Source organism: Arthrobacter echini (genome assembly GCF_004803505.1).
Lineage (GTDB): Bacteria > Actinomycetota > Actinomycetes > Actinomycetales > Micrococcaceae > Arthrobacter_D > Arthrobacter_D echini.
On sequence record NZ_SSWH01000001.1, the window covers coordinates 92,734 to 106,672 of the forward strand.

Genomic DNA, 13,939 nt, shown 5'->3' on the forward strand with positions numbered 1-13,939 from the left:
ACGATAGGGCACCATGGTGGTATGACGGACATCACCCCCACCGGCAGCACGGCCGACCAGTCAGAGAACCCGGACGCGCCGCTGCTCGAGGTGCGCGACCTCGAGGTGAGATTCCGGACGACCCACGGCGAGGTCAAGGCGGTGGAGAACGCCAGTTTCTCGCTTCCGCGCGGCAGCGCCCTCGCCATCGTCGGGGAGTCCGGATCGGGTAAGTCCACGACGGCGATGGCCTGCATCGGTCTGCTGCCCACCAACGGTGAGGTCGTCAGCGGCAGCATCATGTTCGAGGGCCAGGACCTCGCGCACCTGCCCGAGGCGAAGATGCGCGCCATCCGTGGCCGGGCGATCGGCCTGGTGCCGCAGGACCCGATGTCCAACCTCAACCCCGTGACGAAGATCGGTACGCAGGTCGGTGAGACCCTGCTCGTCCATGGCATGGCGACCAGGAAGAACGTCAAGCAGCGGGTCATCGAGGTGCTGACCGCGGCGGGACTGCCCGACGCCGGTGAGCGAGCCAAACAGTATCCCCACGAGTTCTCCGGCGGCATGCGTCAGCGTGCCCTCATCGCGATCGGGCTGGCCTGCCAGCCTCGCCTGCTGATCGCCGATGAACCGACGAGCGCGCTGGACGTGACGGTGCAGCGCACCATCCTCGACCAGATCGATTCCATGACGGAACAGCTGGGCACGTCGGTGCTGCTCATCACCCACGACCTCGGGCTGGCCGCCGAGCGTGCCTCCCAGCTCGTGGTCATGCACCGCGGACGCGTCGTGGAGGCCGGACCCGCCGAGCAGTTGCTCAACGATCCGCAGCACCCGTACACGCAGTCGCTCGTCCGCGCCGCCCCGAGTGTGGCTGCCGTGCGCCTGCGCCCCGGCGCGTTCACCGTCGATACCGCCACGCGCCAGAAGCTGGCCGAGGAGGCCTTCGCCGGGCATGAGGCCGGACACGAGTCCGCGCACGGTCCGCAGCATGGAGGCGGGACCGGCGTGCCCGGCGTCGGGACATCCGGCACCGGGTCGCACGCTGCGTCGTCGTCGGAGCGGCCTGTCGCAGCCGGGCAGGAGCAGTCCTCTGCCCCCGCGAACATCGTGGAGATCCGGGATCTCACGAAGGTCTACAGGCGCAGGGGCAGCAAGGACGACTTCTACGCGGTGAAGGACGTCACCCTCGATGTACCGCGCGGGCAGACCGTCGCCATCGTGGGCGAGTCCGGCTCGGGCAAGACCACTACGGCGCGTATGCTGCTGAAGCTCATCGAACCGACGTCGGGCTCCATGATGTTCGACGGTATGGATGTCGCCGCACTCGACAAGGCCCAGCTCAACGACTTCCGCCAGCGCGTGCAGCCCATCTTCCAGGACCCCTACTCCTCGCTGAATCCCATGTTCACGATCGAGCGGATCGTCGAGGAGCCCCTGAACACCTACAAGCGCGGGTCGCGGAAGGAACGCACCGCGCGGGTCCGTGAGCTGATGGACCAGGTCTCCCTTCCACACAATGCCCTCCGGAGGTACCCCGCGGAACTCTCGGGGGGTCAGCGGCAGCGCGTGGCGATCGCCCGCGCGCTCGCCCTGCAGCCCGAACTGATCGTGTGTGACGAACCGGTGTCCGCGCTCGATGTCCTGGTACAGGCGCAGATCCTCGAACTCCTCGGTGACCTGCAGTCGGAACTGGGCCTGAGCTACCTGTTCATCTCGCACGATCTCGCGGTGGTGCGCCTCATCTCGGACTACGTCTGCGTGATGAAGGACGGAGAGCTGGTGGAGGCGGCCAGCTCGGAGGAGGTCTTCCAGAACCCGCGCCACCCCTATACCCGGAGGCTCCTGGCCTCCATCCCCGGCAACGAGCTCGAGATCGACGAGGACCTCGCCTCGTAAGCGTCGTGGTACGGCTGAGCGGCAGGACGCAGCGCCGGCGCCGGCGCCCGCTACTTCGTCCGGGTCTTCGGGTCAAGTGCCTCACGCAGGGACTCGCCCAGCAGCGTGAACCCCAGCGCGGTGATCGCAATGCACGCGCCGGGCAGGAACGCCAGTTGCGGTGCCACCCCCAGTTCGGCCTGCGCGTAGGTGAGCATCCGCCCCCACTCCGCGGTCTGCGGGAGTCCGCCGCCGAGTCCGAGGAAGGACAGCGCGGCCGCATCGATCACCGCCGTGGCCAGTGTCAGGGTCGCCTGGACGATCACCGGGCCCATGCTGTTGGGCAGCAGGTGGCTCATGGTGATCGTCCGTCGGCTCAGCCCGAGGGTTTGCGCGGCGAGGATGTAGTCGGCTCCGCGCTGGGACAGCATGGTGGAGCGCAGGAGGCGCGCGAAGATGGGGATCTGCGAGACGCCGATGGCGATCATGATCGCGTAGGAGCTCTGACCGAGCACCGCGGCGATGCTGACGGCGAGCAGCAGATTCGGGATGGACAGCAGGATGTCGACGAAGCGCATGATCAGGCTGTCCACCCACCCGCCGAAGCCGCCCGCCAGGACGCCGAGCAGCATGCCACCCGCCAGTCCGAGCGCGGTCGAGACCACACCGATCAGCAGTGACGCCTGCGCACCCCAGATGAGCTTGCTGAGCACGTCCCCACCGAAGCGGTCGAGGCCGAGCGGGAAGCCGTCGATGTCCCCCGGCCCCGGGATGCTGGTGGGGGTGATCTCGGTACGCCCCGGAAGGTCGTTGCCCCCGTATGGAGCCAGCAGAGGTGCGAACAGTGCCACGAGCAGGAACACGCCGATGATGACGGCGCCCGTGATCGCCTGCGGATTACGCCGCAACCGGATGAAGGCACTGCGCCACAGACCTGCTCCACGCCCCGTGTCGATGGCGGGATCGTTCGGTGCGTCGGAACCGGCCGCTGCCGGGGGAAGAATGGTACTCACTGCACACGCACCCTCGGGTCGATGACGGAGTAGGACAGATCGACGATCAGATTGATCAGTGCGTAGAGGATGGCGATGAAGATGATGAAGCCCTGCAGCACGGGATAGTCGAGCCCGAAGATCGCGTCGCGGAGGAATCGTCCGATGCCGTTGAAGGCGAAGACCGTCTCGGTCAGCACGGCCCCGGAGATGAGCAGACCCAGCTGCAGACCGATCGTCGTGATCACCGGAAGCATCGCGTTGCGCAGGATGAAGCTGCCGCGGATGGTGCGCTCCATGAGTCCCTTGGCACGCGCCGTCCTCACGAAGTCCGCGTTCTGGACCTCCAGGACCGAGGCGCGCGTGATCCGCACGATGATGGCGAGCGGGATGGTGCCCAGCGCCAGACCCGGCAGGATGAGGTGCAGGAAGGCGTCCCATGCGGCGTCGTACTCGCCTGTCAGCAGGCCGTCCAGCACGTAGAAGTCGGTGTAGTGCGTGGCATTGATGCGTGGATTCTGCCGGCCGTCGGGAGGCAGGAGCGACCACTGGATGGCGAAGAGGTACTTGAGGATGAACGCCAGGAAGAACACCGGCACCGTGATCCCGATCAGGCTGAGCACCACCGAGCCGTGGTCCACGAGCCGGCCGTAGTGGCGGGCTGCGAGGTAGCCGAGTGGGATGCCGACGCCGATCGCGAAGATCAGGGCGACGATCGTGAGCTCCAGTGTTGCCGGGAAGCGGGTGGCGAACTCCTCGAGCACGGGCCGTCCGGTGCTGATGGAGACGCCGAAGTCACCCTGCAGGAGCTTGCCGATGTACGTGAAGTACTGCACGATCAGCGGGCGATCGAAGCCGTACAGCTCGTTCACGCGCGCGACGGCCTCGGGCGTCGCCTTCTCCCCGAGAAGTGCGGTGGCAGGGCCGCCGGGAAGGCTGCGGACCCACAGGAAGAGCAGGACGGACAGACCGAAGAGGGTGGGGATGAGCAGGGCTATCCGCTTACCGATGACGCGCAGCACTCGCGGGATCCTTCCGGGTTGATCTGCTGGCACGGACTCTGCCGACTCGGACAGGGCCGGCGCAGCGCGGTCCGGTCACCGGGATGAGGTGACCGGACCGCGTCGGACCATTCTTACTCGCTCAGCTCGATCTCGGTGAAGACCTCGTCGTTGACGGGGCTCGCCGGGTAGGAGGTGACGCGCGGCGCGAAGGCCAGCGACGGGGCGGGGTGGGCGAGCGGGACGGCGGGGTTGAACTCGGCGATCTGCTCGTTGATCTCCTGGTACAGCTCGGTCTGCTCGTCGCGGTCGCTGACGGCGCGCGCGTCCTCGAGCGCCGTGAACAGCTCGGGGTTGTCGAAGCCGAACTCCAGCTTCTCCTGCCCGAAGAAGACGCCGATGAAGTTGTCGGTGTCGTTGTAGTCGCCGGTCCACCCGAGCAGGTGCAGGCCGTGGTCCTCCGTGCCCTGCACCTGGTTCAGGTAGTCGGGCGACCAGGCCGCAGGTGCCGGTGTCACGGTGATGCCCACATCGCCGAGCTGGGCCTGCAGATTGGTGAAGACCTGCTCGGGCGTGGGCATGTAGGGCCGCGAGACGTTCGTCGGGTAGTTGAACGTGACCTCGAAGCCGTCTGGGTACCCGGCCTCGGTGAGCAGTTCCCTCGCACGATCAGGATCGAAGTCGTACGTGGTGATGTCCTCGTTGTAGCCGTCCACCACCTCGGGGATGAACTGCGTGGCGACCTCCGTGCCCTCTGGCAATGTCTGGTCCACCAGAGCCTGCTTGTCGATCGCGTGGGAGATCGCCTGGCGGACCAGCGGATCCGCCAGCTCCGGCACGGCCTGGTTCATGCCCAGGTAGAGGATGGTGAAGGGCGCGCGGGACACGATGTTGTAGCCGGCGTCCGCCAGGGACTGCGTGTCGGCGGGGGCCACGAGGTCATAGCCGTCGATCGTCCCGGCCTCGAGGGCCTGCCGTCGAGCCTGCGGGTCGTCGATGATCCGGAAGATCGTGTTGGTGATCTGGCCCTTGTCGCCCCAGTAGTCGTCGTAGATGGACAGTTCGAGCTGCTGCCCTACGTTCCAGGAATCGAACGTGAACGGTCCCGTTCCCACTGGATGCTCGAGGGCGTACTCGCTGAGCGAGGGTGCCTCGGCGGTGCCCCCGATGTCGTCGGCGGAGTACTCCTCGAGTGCCGTCGGGCTCTACATGGCGAAGGCGGGCAGCGACAGCGCCGGGATGAAGCCGGCGAACGGCTTCGCGAGATTGATGGTGACCTCGCTGTCCCCGTTGGCCTCGCAGGACTCGTAGACCGCGTCCTCGGGATCGTCGGCGAAGCCGCGGAACAGCGAGCCGTAGTAGTACGAGGTGGTCTCGGCCTGCTGGATCCCGGTCCAGTTGTACCAGCGGTCGAAGTTGAAGCAGACGGCGTCGGCGTTGAACGGGGTGCCGTCGTGGAAGGTCACGCCCTCCTTGAGCTGGAAGACGGTGGACATCCCGTCCTCCGCGGTCTCCCAGGACTCGGCGAGCAGCGGAGCGGGATCGGCAGTGCCCGGCTCCACCCCGACGAGGCCCTCGAAGATCTGTCGGCTGACGCGGAACGACTCCCCATCGCTGGCGAAGGCGGGGTCGAGCGACTTCGGATCCGACGACGCCGCGAAGACGAAGGTCGAGTCCACGGCCGAGTCGCCGTCGGCTCCGGCGTCATCCTCGCGTTCGCTCTGCACGCACCCGGTGAGCAGCAGCGCAGCGACGGAGATCCCGGCGGTGAGCGCAGCGCGTTTTCTCGCGATCCCCGCGCCGCGCACGGAGCTGACTCGTTTGGACATGTTGTACTCCCTGATGGACGAGTGGCGGACTCCGCGATCAGCGTCGTCCCTGATGATCTCGACGCGCAGCGTCCCGATCCGTGTGACGAGCCTAACTTCAAGGAGGGCCGGATACGGTAATTCAAGGACAATTGGTGTATTTCCGTGATCGGGATCCGGCATCGTAACGCGCGGACACCGGATGCTGGCCGGGCATCTGACGACGCAGGCCGACCGACGGGCGGGATCGCGAGGGAACGGAGAACACAATGGCCGGAGAGACCGCAGAGCGCTACAGGCGCTTCGCGGAGATCGAGGCGCGGGGGTATTCGCCCCTGTACGAGGCGTGGTGCCTGCGCATCGGCGCGGACCCTGCCGTCCTCGATCTCCTCGACACGCTGCCGTCACCGCGCCGTCAGCCCAATCTGTTCCTCGGAGCCGCACGTTTCGTCGGGGCGCCGCTGGGTGACTACGAGGACTTCAGGTCCTTCGTCCTCGAGCACTGGAACAGCGTCGAGCAGGTCATGCTGCACCGCACCACCCAGACCAACGAGGCCGGCCGGTGCGCGGTGCTCCTGCCCTCCCTCGCCATGATCAGCGCGCACGAGGGCAGACCGCTCGCCCTGATCGAGGCAGGTGCCTCCGCGGGTGCCTGCCTCTATCCCGACCGCTACGCCTACGCCTACTCCCCCGGCCCCGAACTGCAGCCGCCCGGCGGCTCAGCGATCCCGGCGATCAGCTGCTCCGTCAGCGGTGACGTGCCCTTCCCGGCGTCGCTTCCGACGGTCAGCTGGCGCGCCGGTGTGGACCTGAATCCCCTCGATGCGGGCGACGATGACGACGCTCGCTGGCTCGAGGCGCTCGTGTGGCCGGAGCACCACTTCCGTGCCGAGCGCCTCCGCGCCGCCCTAGGGGTGGTCCGCGCCGACCCGCCCACCCTCGTGCGCGGGGATCTGAACGAGCAGCTGCTGCCGCTGATCGATCAGGCGCCACGGGACGCCGTCGTCGTCGTGTTCCACAGCGCTGTCCTCGCCTATCTCGACGCTGCCGGACGGAACCGGTTCCGCGACACCATGCTCGAGCTCACGGCCGATCGCACCCCACCGGTGCACTGGCTCTCCCACGAGGGCCACGGAACCCTGACCGGCGTCGACGATGCGCTGGCGAAGGAACCGGAGGAAGCCGACGGTCGCTTCGTACTGCGACACAACGGGCACGCGATCGCGCGGACCGGCCCGCACGGCCAGTCGATCGACTGGCTCGGGGGCGCTCCGGTGTCCTGATCAGCGCCGATTGACTGCCCCGCAGCCGGTAGAGCGCTCAGCGCAGGCGCAGACGCGCCTCATGGCGCACCATTCGGGCCATCAAGTGTGCGGGTGTGTCCCGGGGGCTCACGTAGCAGCGTGGCAGGACGGCACGATCACCAGGCGTGTAGTCCCCGATCACGCAGCCGTAGTCGTAACCCGCCGCCCGGACCGCATCCGCCGCGGCGTCGTCGAAGTCACCGTACGGGTAGCAGAAACCGGGAACCTCGCTCTGCAGAATGTCCTGGAGGACGTCCCTGCTGCCGGCAATCTCGGTACGCAGCACTTCCGGCGGGGCACCGGCGAGATGCGGGTGACTCATCGTATGGCTGCCGACTTCATGCCCAGCCGCAGCAACAGAGCGCACTTGCTCGGCGTTCAGGAGCCCGAGCCTCGGGCCCTCGTCCCACTCGTTGGTCCGACCGAGACGGCCAGTCACCACGTAGAGGGTGCTCGTCATCCCGTGCCGCTCCAGGACGGGCAGTGCATATTCGGTGAAATCGGTGTACCCATCGTCGAAGGTCAGCCCTACCAGACGCCGTGCCCGCCCCCGTTCCTGGGCATGCAGGAGCTCCGCCATCGACACTCCGCGCAGGCCGAGCCGCCGCAGAAACCTCATGTGCCGGTCAAGCCGATCCGGGTGGACACGCAGCCGGTAGGGGTCAGGACGCTCCGAGGGGTTGATCGAGTGGTACATGAACACAGGTGGGAGCATCATGCCCGTCCGCTGTCGGCGGCCGTCCGGTGCGTCGATCACGGTGCTTCACCTCGTCCGAAGGTCGTGCAGGCAATCGTATCAACCCCTGTCAGCCCGCCATCAGCGCCGGTTGCACTGCCCCGCAGAGACCGCGTCCTCGAGGCTCAGGGCGCTTTCGACGATGGGCCGCAGTTCCTCCAGCGAGAGGGCGTACCCCACGGGGGCATCGGTGGTGGACTTGGCGAAGACCACACCGGCCACGCGGCCCTGCAGGTCCAGCAGCGGCCCACCCGAGTTCCCCTGCTGGACGTTCGCTGCGAGGCTGTACACCGTCAGCGGCTGGGCATCGACGCCGTAGATGTTGTTCACCAGAACGGGCGAGAGCCCCTGCACGCTGGCGGGCTGGATCCGGTAGGGACCTCCGGCGGGGTAGCCGGCGAAGGCAGCCGTGGTGCCGTTCTCCAGTTCCTCGCCGAGCGGCAACGGGGCCGCCTGGAGGTCGTCGACGGCGATCACCGCGAGATCGCGGGACGTGTCGAGCCGCACCACACGCCCGGGAAGAGCGACCTCACCGGGCACCTCGACGACGGGCTCACCGACGCCCGCCACGACGTGAGCGTTGGTGATCACGCGACCGGGGGCGATGACGAAACCCGAGCCGGTCTGGTTCTGCCCGCACTGGTACGCCGTGCCGGTGATACGGACCACGGAGTCCGCCGCGGCAGCCAGTTCCGGTGTGTCGACGGCCGAATCCGGGACCACCGCAGCGGGCGCTGCGGGCGCAGCGCCGTCGAGAATGGTGGGGATGCCCTCGTCCACGGCGATGGAGCGAAGCTGCGCCAACCACGAGCGCACCGGGCCCGGAGTGAGGGTGTCGATACCCTGAATGACCTGCGAGGAGGCGATCTGCCGGGACAGCGCCGGCGCCCCGAGTGTGCCGACACTGAACGCGAGCATCGACAGGACCAGGGCAGCGACGACGAGATTCACGGCGCCGCCGAGGATCCGATCGACCACGCGCAGGGGCGGGAAATCGGACCAGCGCCGGATGGACGCGCCGAGGGCTGCGCCCACCGCCTGCCCGACGACGACCAGCACGAGGACAGTACCGATGACGGCGATCAGGCGCCACGGATTGTCGGGCACCCAGCCACTGACCAGCGGTACCGCGAAGAAGGCGGCGACAGCACCGGCGACGAAACCGGCGATGCCGCCGAGCGTGACGAGGAAACCATTGCGAAGACCTGCGACGAGGTAGCCGAGGAGTACCACCACCAGGACGATGTCGAGGAGGGTGAACTCCGCGAGACTGATATCCGGCACCGATGATCTCCCTGGAGTGTGACGGGCTCTGATGGTCCCGTTGCTGGGAGAGATTCTAGCTGTGCCTGATGAGCGTCACGTGTGAGGTTCTCACTATCGATGGGAACCGGGGCTCTCTCCCACGGACCGGCCGCGAGCAGTGGGAGGGACTGCCGGGCGGGCAGGAGCAGTGCGTCGTTCCCAGCACTCGGGCTCGAAGAGCGGGACGGGAGCACCGGGCGCCCAGGCACAGTGCATCGTTCCCAGCACTCGACGTCCGCCCGTGGGAACCGGGGCTCTCTCCCACGGACCGGCCGCGAGCAGTGGGAGGGGCCACCCTACCGGAGGGCATGGGGATCCTCCTGGGCGTGTAGCGGTCGTCACATTCGCTCCTGTACGGCAAGATGGACTTCAGAGGCCAGCGGGCACCTCCGCGGAACGCCGAATACGAAACGCATCAGGAGAATTCATGGACATCGAGGTACTGCGCCGGGCGCCCCTCTTCGCAACGCTGGGAGACGATGTCTTCGCCGCACTCACCGACGAACTGACGGAGCTGGATCTGCCGCGCGGTTCGTCGATCTTCCGCGAGGGAGATCAGGGTGATCAGCTCTACTTCATCATCTCCGGCAAGATCAAGCTCGGCCGCACCGCGCAGGACGGCCGCGAGAATCTCCTGGCCATCCTCGGCCCCGGCGAGCTGTTCGGCGAGATGGCCCTGTTCGACCCCAGCCCCCGGACCGCTACGGCGACCGCAGTGTCCGAGACGCGGCTGGCCGGGTTGAACAACGAGAATCTCCGCACGCTCCTCGAGACGCGACCCGAGGTCTCCGCGCAGCTCCTCCAGGCGCTGGCTCGCCGGCTGCGGCGCACGAACGAATCCCTCGCGGACCTCGTCTTCTCCGATGTTCCCGGTCGCGTGGCCAAGGCCCTGCTGGATCTCGCGGACCGTTTCGGACGCCCCGCAACCGATGGCATCCTGGTCGCCCACGAACTCACGCAGGAGGAACTGGCCCAACTGGTGGGCGCTTCGCGCGAAACCGTGAACAAGGCTCTCGCGGAATTCGTGCAGCGGGGCTGGCTGCGCCTGGAGGCACGTGCCGTCGTCATCCTCGATCTTCCGCGCCTGCGCCAGCGCAGCCGCTGATTTCCACCGGGAGGAGTCAGCGTCCGCGCTGAGTCGATCCACCCTCTGTGAGCCTGGGGCAGGCCACCTGGAGCATGAGATTGCCGTCCTGCTCCGCAAGTTCCGGGTGATACACGGTCACCGGGCGCTTGTGCGAGAGGTAGGCGACGCAGCCGCGCGAAGAACCGATCTTCTCGAGGATCAGCTCCACGGCGGGTACCGCGAGTTCACCCAGCGTGCGTCCCATGGTGCTGGCTTCGCCCACGGCATCGCCGAGTGCGGTCGTGTCGCGGTCGGTGATCTCCTGGGCCGCCCAGCGCCACTGGCCCCAGACGCCCTTGCCACCGAGAATGCTCGGCTCCTGGTTCAACGGCTGCGCTGCGGCGAAGTAGTGGGTGTCGAAGCGCCGGTGGGCGAAATCCGGCGTGAGCCAGTGGGACAGCGGTTTGATCAGGTCCGTGCGGACGCCGAGCCCACGGCGTCCGAGGACCTCGGCGAAGGTGGCTTCGCCGTTGGCCAGTGCTTCCCGTGCCTTCACCCACTCCTTGACCTGGGTGCCCTCCACGAGCGAGGACGCGTCGGGCCCGGCGAGGAGAACACCGGTCTCCTCGAACAGTTCGCGGATGGCGCACAGCACGTGGCGCCGCGCCACCCGGTGGTCCTCGACGCCGAGCAGCTTCGCCCACGTCGACGACGACGGCCCGTACCAGGGCACGTCGTCGTCGTCGGACTCTTCGATGCTCCCGCCCGGGAACCCGATGACACCGAGCGGTGACTGACCGCGCCTGCAGGTGAGGAAGGTTTCCGTACCGGTCGCCGTATCCCGCAGGAGCACCACCGACGACGCCGGCCTGGCTTCGAGGGGTTTGCGCTGCCCGTGATCGATCCAGCTCTGCGCGGCGGTGCGCTGATCAGGGGGAACGGGGAACAGGCGCGTACTGAGGCGATCCACGGGCTAGACGAACTCCGCGACGACCTCGACCTCGACGGGCGAGTCGAGGGGAAGGACAGCCACTCCCACCGCTGAGCGTGCATGCACGCCGGCGTCACCGAGAACGGTACCGAGCAGTTCCGACGCACCGTTGATGACCCCGGGCTGACCGGTGAACGAGGGATCGGAGGCCACGAAGCCGACGACCTTGACGATTCGCGTGATCCGGTCGAGGTCACCCAGCTGGCTCTTGATGGCTGCAAGGGCATTGACGGCGCAGGTAGCGGCGAGGGCGGACGCCGTCTCGGCGTCGACTCCGCCGGCCGCTCCGACCTTGCCCGTAGCTGTGAGTTTGCCCTCAATGAACGGCAACTGGCCGGAGGTGTACACATGGCTTCCGCTGACGACGGCGGGAACATACGCCGCGACCGGCGCAGCGACCTCTGGCAGCGAGATACCGAGGGCTTCCAGCCGTCCCTCGACCGCGGAATTCCGCGGTTCTTCAGCTGCCATTGCTAGTTCTTCTCCCGCTTGAGATATGCCACCAGACCGTTGTTGTCCGGCCCCGGAACCACCTGCACCAGCTCCCAGCCGTCGTCTCCCCACTGGTCCAGAATCTGCTTCGTCGCGTGGATGATGAGCGGAATAGTGGCGTACTCCCATTTCTTCATGGGGAAAGACTAGCGCGTGCTTGTAAACTGGAATAATGGCTGCGCGCAAATCACCCCTCTTCGACACTGCCACAACACTCGGCAAGCTCATGGCCTTCCTCGGGATCAGCGGTCTCGCCGGTGTCCTCGCAGCAGGTCTGCTGGTACCCGTGGCAGCTGCCGCAGGTACGGGAGCAGCCAACTCACTCGAGTTCTTCGATGATCTGCCGGCGGAGCTGGAGCGCGGAGCGCTCGCCCAGCCGACGAAGATCCTTGCGAGGGACGACTCACTCATCGCGACGCTGTACGAGGAGAACCGGCAGCCCGTCACTCTCGATCAGGTCTCCCCGGTCATGACGGACGCCCTGATCGCCATCGAGGACTACCGCTTCTACGACCACGGCGGCGTTGATCTCGAGGGCATCATGGGTGCGATCGCCAGCAACGTCTCCAGCGGTACACGGCGCGGCGCCTCGACCCTCACCCAGCAGTTCGTCACCAATGTGCTCAACGACTCGGCCCGTCAGAACGGCGGGACAGTCGTCCTGAACGGCCGGGAGAAGACGGTCGGCGACAAGCTCCGCGAGATGAAGCTGGCAATCGCCGCCGAGAAGGAGCTCTCCAAGGAGGAGATCCTCGAGGGCTACCTGAACATCGTCCAGTTCAGTGGGACCACCTACGGGGTCCAGGCAGCCGCCAAGTACTTCTTCGACGTGGACGCGGCCGACCTCAACATCCAGCAGAGCGCACTGCTCGCCGGCCTGGTCAACGGCCCCACGCTGTACAGCCCGGTGGAGAACCCCGAGGGCGCGCTCCAGCGCCGCAACCTCGTGATCGACGCGATGCTGACGCGCGACAAGATCACGCAGGAGGAGCACGACGCCGCGATCGAGACCGATCTCGGCCTGAACATCACACCGACCCTCAGCGGCTGCGTGGGCGCTGAGCTGGCGCCCTACTTCTGCGACTACGTCACGCACCTGATCCTCAACGATCCGGCCTACGGCGAGACCGAGGAGGATCGTCAGGACGTGCTCTACCGCAACGGGCTGACGATCAAGACCACTCTCGACCCCCGGGTACAGAAGGCCGCGCAGACGGCTGTCAACGAGACGGCGAACCCGGACACCACGGACGAGAAGGTGGGGCACACCATGGTGAGCCTCGACCCGAACAACGGCGACATCCTCGAGATGGCCCAGAATACCCGGTACGATCCCGAGCCCGCTGCGGGCAATACAGTGCTGAACTTCAACGTGGACCAGTTCGACGGCGGCGATCCGACCAAGAGCCTCGGAGGTGGGGGCGGGTTCCAGCCCGGGTCCACCTACAAGCCGTTCACCGTCGCCGCATGGCTCGAGGACGGCAGGAGCCTGGGCGAGGTGGTCGACGGGACGAAGCGGACCTACCGCCAGGGCAGCACCTGGGAAGCGAGCTGCGCTCCGGGTGGGGAATTCCAGATCCAGGAGGAGGACGGCTACACACCGCAGAACTACGGTGACATCAACTACGGTTACACGACGGTGCTGCGTGGTCTTGCGCAGTCCTACAACACCATCACCATGGCGACTGCGAAGCAGCTGGATCTCTGCCACATCAGGGACATCGCCTATGATCTGGGCGTCCATCAGGCCAAGAGCTCCGACGGCAAGGAAGAGCCGTTCAAATACGATCCGTCCTCACTCATCGGCGGTGGCGGCGAGGCCGCTCCCCTGTCCATGGCGACGGCCTACGCCGGCTTCGCCAACGAGGGCGTCGTGTGCGAACCGCGTGCACTGCTGGAGGTCACCGCCGTGGACGGGACGGTGTACCCGGTCCCCGAGGTCTCCTGTGAGCGCGAGATCCCCGAGGACGTGGCGCGCGGGGTCAACTACGCCACCCAGGAAGTCATGAAGACCGGCTCGGGGCAGCTCCTCGAGTACGGCGGCATCCCCATGGCGGGCAAGACGGGCACCAACGATGCCCGTTCGCAGACCTGGTTCATGGGCTACAACTCGGGTATGGTCACGGCGACATGGATCGGCAACTGGCAGGAGGAGGGCGAGCGAAGCGGCCTCGGCGGCCTGCAGATCGGTGGCCGGGTCTACCCGGAGATCGACGGCTCGCTGATCGCCGCCCCGTCATGGGCGCGTTTCATGCAGCAGATCCCCGGTCTCTACGTCGGGGACCGGTTCGTCAACCCACCGGCCAAGATGATCAACGCACCACAGCGCAGTTCGGGCCCGCGCTCGAACAACTCCACCACCTCCCCCAACAGGAACGGCTAGC

Annotated in this window: 11 protein-coding genes and 1 pseudogene; 4 read left to right on the top strand and 8 right to left on the bottom strand. The window is 67.1% G+C overall.

Annotated elements, in window-relative coordinates; all coding sequences use genetic code 11:
* The first annotated feature begins 21 nt into the window (after positions 1–21).
* On the top strand, positions 22–1,881 hold the full coding sequence (locus tag E8P82_RS00445) for a dipeptide ABC transporter ATP-binding protein (RefSeq protein ID WP_136452526.1): 1,860 nt from the start codon (positions 22–24) through the stop codon (positions 1,879–1,881).
* 50 nt (positions 1,882–1,931) lie between these two features.
* Here E8P82_RS00445 and E8P82_RS00450 read toward each other — a convergent pair whose 3' ends face one another.
* From E8P82_RS00450 to E8P82_RS00460, 3 genes and pseudogenes are all read right to left on the bottom strand, one after another.
* Positions 1,932–2,816 carry an ABC transporter permease gene (locus tag E8P82_RS00450; RefSeq protein ID WP_425455973.1) on the bottom strand — a complete coding sequence of 295 codons (885 nt, stop codon included), beginning with the start codon at positions 2,814–2,816 and terminating at the stop codon, positions 1,932–1,934.
* 53 nt (positions 2,817–2,869) lie between these two features.
* Complete coding sequence (locus E8P82_RS00455; protein ID WP_136452528.1) at positions 2,870–3,874, bottom strand: ABC transporter permease; 1,005 nt, start codon at positions 3,872–3,874, stop codon at positions 2,870–2,872.
* A 113-nt stretch (positions 3,875–3,987) separates the two neighbouring features.
* A pseudogene (locus E8P82_RS00460) lies at positions 3,988–5,682 on the bottom strand (ABC transporter substrate-binding protein).
* 248 nt (positions 5,683–5,930) lie between these two features.
* Here E8P82_RS00460 and E8P82_RS00465 point away from each other — a divergent pair.
* Positions 5,931–6,944 (top strand): DUF2332 domain-containing protein, encoded by a 1,014-nt coding sequence (locus tag E8P82_RS00465; protein ID WP_136452529.1) that lies wholly within the window; start codon positions 5,931–5,933, stop codon positions 6,942–6,944.
* A gap of 37 nt (positions 6,945–6,981) precedes the next feature.
* Here the strand turns inward: E8P82_RS00465 and E8P82_RS00470 are convergent, their stop codons facing one another.
* Together E8P82_RS00470 and E8P82_RS00475 are read right to left on the bottom strand one after the other, a co-directional pair.
* On the bottom strand, positions 6,982–7,722 hold the full coding sequence (locus E8P82_RS00470; RefSeq protein WP_211096763.1) for a polysaccharide deacetylase family protein: 741 nt from the start codon (positions 7,720–7,722) through the stop codon (positions 6,982–6,984).
* A gap of 60 nt (positions 7,723–7,782) precedes the next feature.
* Positions 7,783–8,985 carry a MarP family serine protease gene (locus tag E8P82_RS00475; RefSeq protein WP_246020861.1) on the bottom strand — a complete coding sequence of 401 codons (1,203 nt, stop codon included), beginning with the start codon at positions 8,983–8,985 and terminating at the stop codon, positions 7,783–7,785.
* A 448-nt stretch (positions 8,986–9,433) separates the two neighbouring features.
* Between E8P82_RS00475 and E8P82_RS00480 the strand changes: the two genes are divergently transcribed.
* Entirely contained in the window at positions 9,434–10,111 is a 678-nt protein-coding gene (locus E8P82_RS00480) for a Crp/Fnr family transcriptional regulator (RefSeq protein ID WP_136452530.1), read from the top strand.
* Between the two features lie 16 nt (positions 10,112–10,127).
* Here the strand turns inward: E8P82_RS00480 and E8P82_RS00485 are convergent, their stop codons facing one another.
* Genes E8P82_RS00485 through sp36 form a run of 3 tightly spaced genes read right to left on the bottom strand, consistent with a single transcriptional unit; the run spans position 10,128 to position 11,692 of the window.
* Positions 10,128–11,042 (bottom strand): NUDIX hydrolase, encoded by a 915-nt coding sequence (locus E8P82_RS00485; RefSeq protein ID WP_136452531.1) that lies wholly within the window; start codon positions 11,040–11,042, stop codon positions 10,128–10,130.
* A gap of 3 nt (positions 11,043–11,045) precedes the next feature.
* The gene (locus tag E8P82_RS00490; protein ID WP_136452532.1) at positions 11,046–11,534 is read right to left on the bottom strand and encodes a RidA family protein; all 489 of its coding nucleotides are present in this window, start codon (positions 11,532–11,534) and stop codon (positions 11,046–11,048) included.
* Between the two features lie 2 nt (positions 11,535–11,536).
* Complete coding sequence (sp36, locus tag E8P82_RS00495) at positions 11,537–11,692, bottom strand: Sp36 family protein (protein ID WP_136452533.1); 156 nt, start codon at positions 11,690–11,692, stop codon at positions 11,537–11,539.
* A 35-nt stretch (positions 11,693–11,727) separates the two neighbouring features.
* On the opposite strand from sp36, the gene E8P82_RS00500 reads away from it, so the two are divergent.
* Complete coding sequence (locus tag E8P82_RS00500) at positions 11,728–13,938, top strand: transglycosylase domain-containing protein (RefSeq protein WP_136452534.1); 2,211 nt, start codon at positions 11,728–11,730, stop codon at positions 13,936–13,938.
* The last annotated feature ends 1 nt before the right edge of the window (position 13,939 follow it).

Excerpts from the sequence above, each read along its gene's own strand:
- E8P82_RS00445 (WP_136452526.1), top strand. The coding sequence starts at position 22 with ATGACGGACATCACCCCCACCGGCAGCACGGCCGACCAGTCAGAGAAC.
- E8P82_RS00465 (WP_136452529.1), top strand. The coding sequence starts at position 5,931 with ATGGCCGGAGAGACCGCAGAGCGCTACAGGCGCTTCGCGGAGATCGAG.
- E8P82_RS00480 (WP_136452530.1), top strand. The coding sequence starts at position 9,434 with ATGGACATCGAGGTACTGCGCCGGGCGCCCCTCTTCGCAACGCTGGGA.
- E8P82_RS00490 (WP_136452532.1), bottom strand. The coding sequence starts at position 11,534 with ATGGCAGCTGAAGAACCGCGGAATTCCGCGGTCGAGGGACGGCTGGAA.
- sp36 (WP_136452533.1), bottom strand. The coding sequence starts at position 11,692 with ATGAAGAAATGGGAGTACGCCACTATTCCGCTCATCATCCACGCGACG.
- E8P82_RS00500 (WP_136452534.1), top strand. The coding sequence starts at position 11,728 with ATGGCTGCGCGCAAATCACCCCTCTTCGACACTGCCACAACACTCGGC.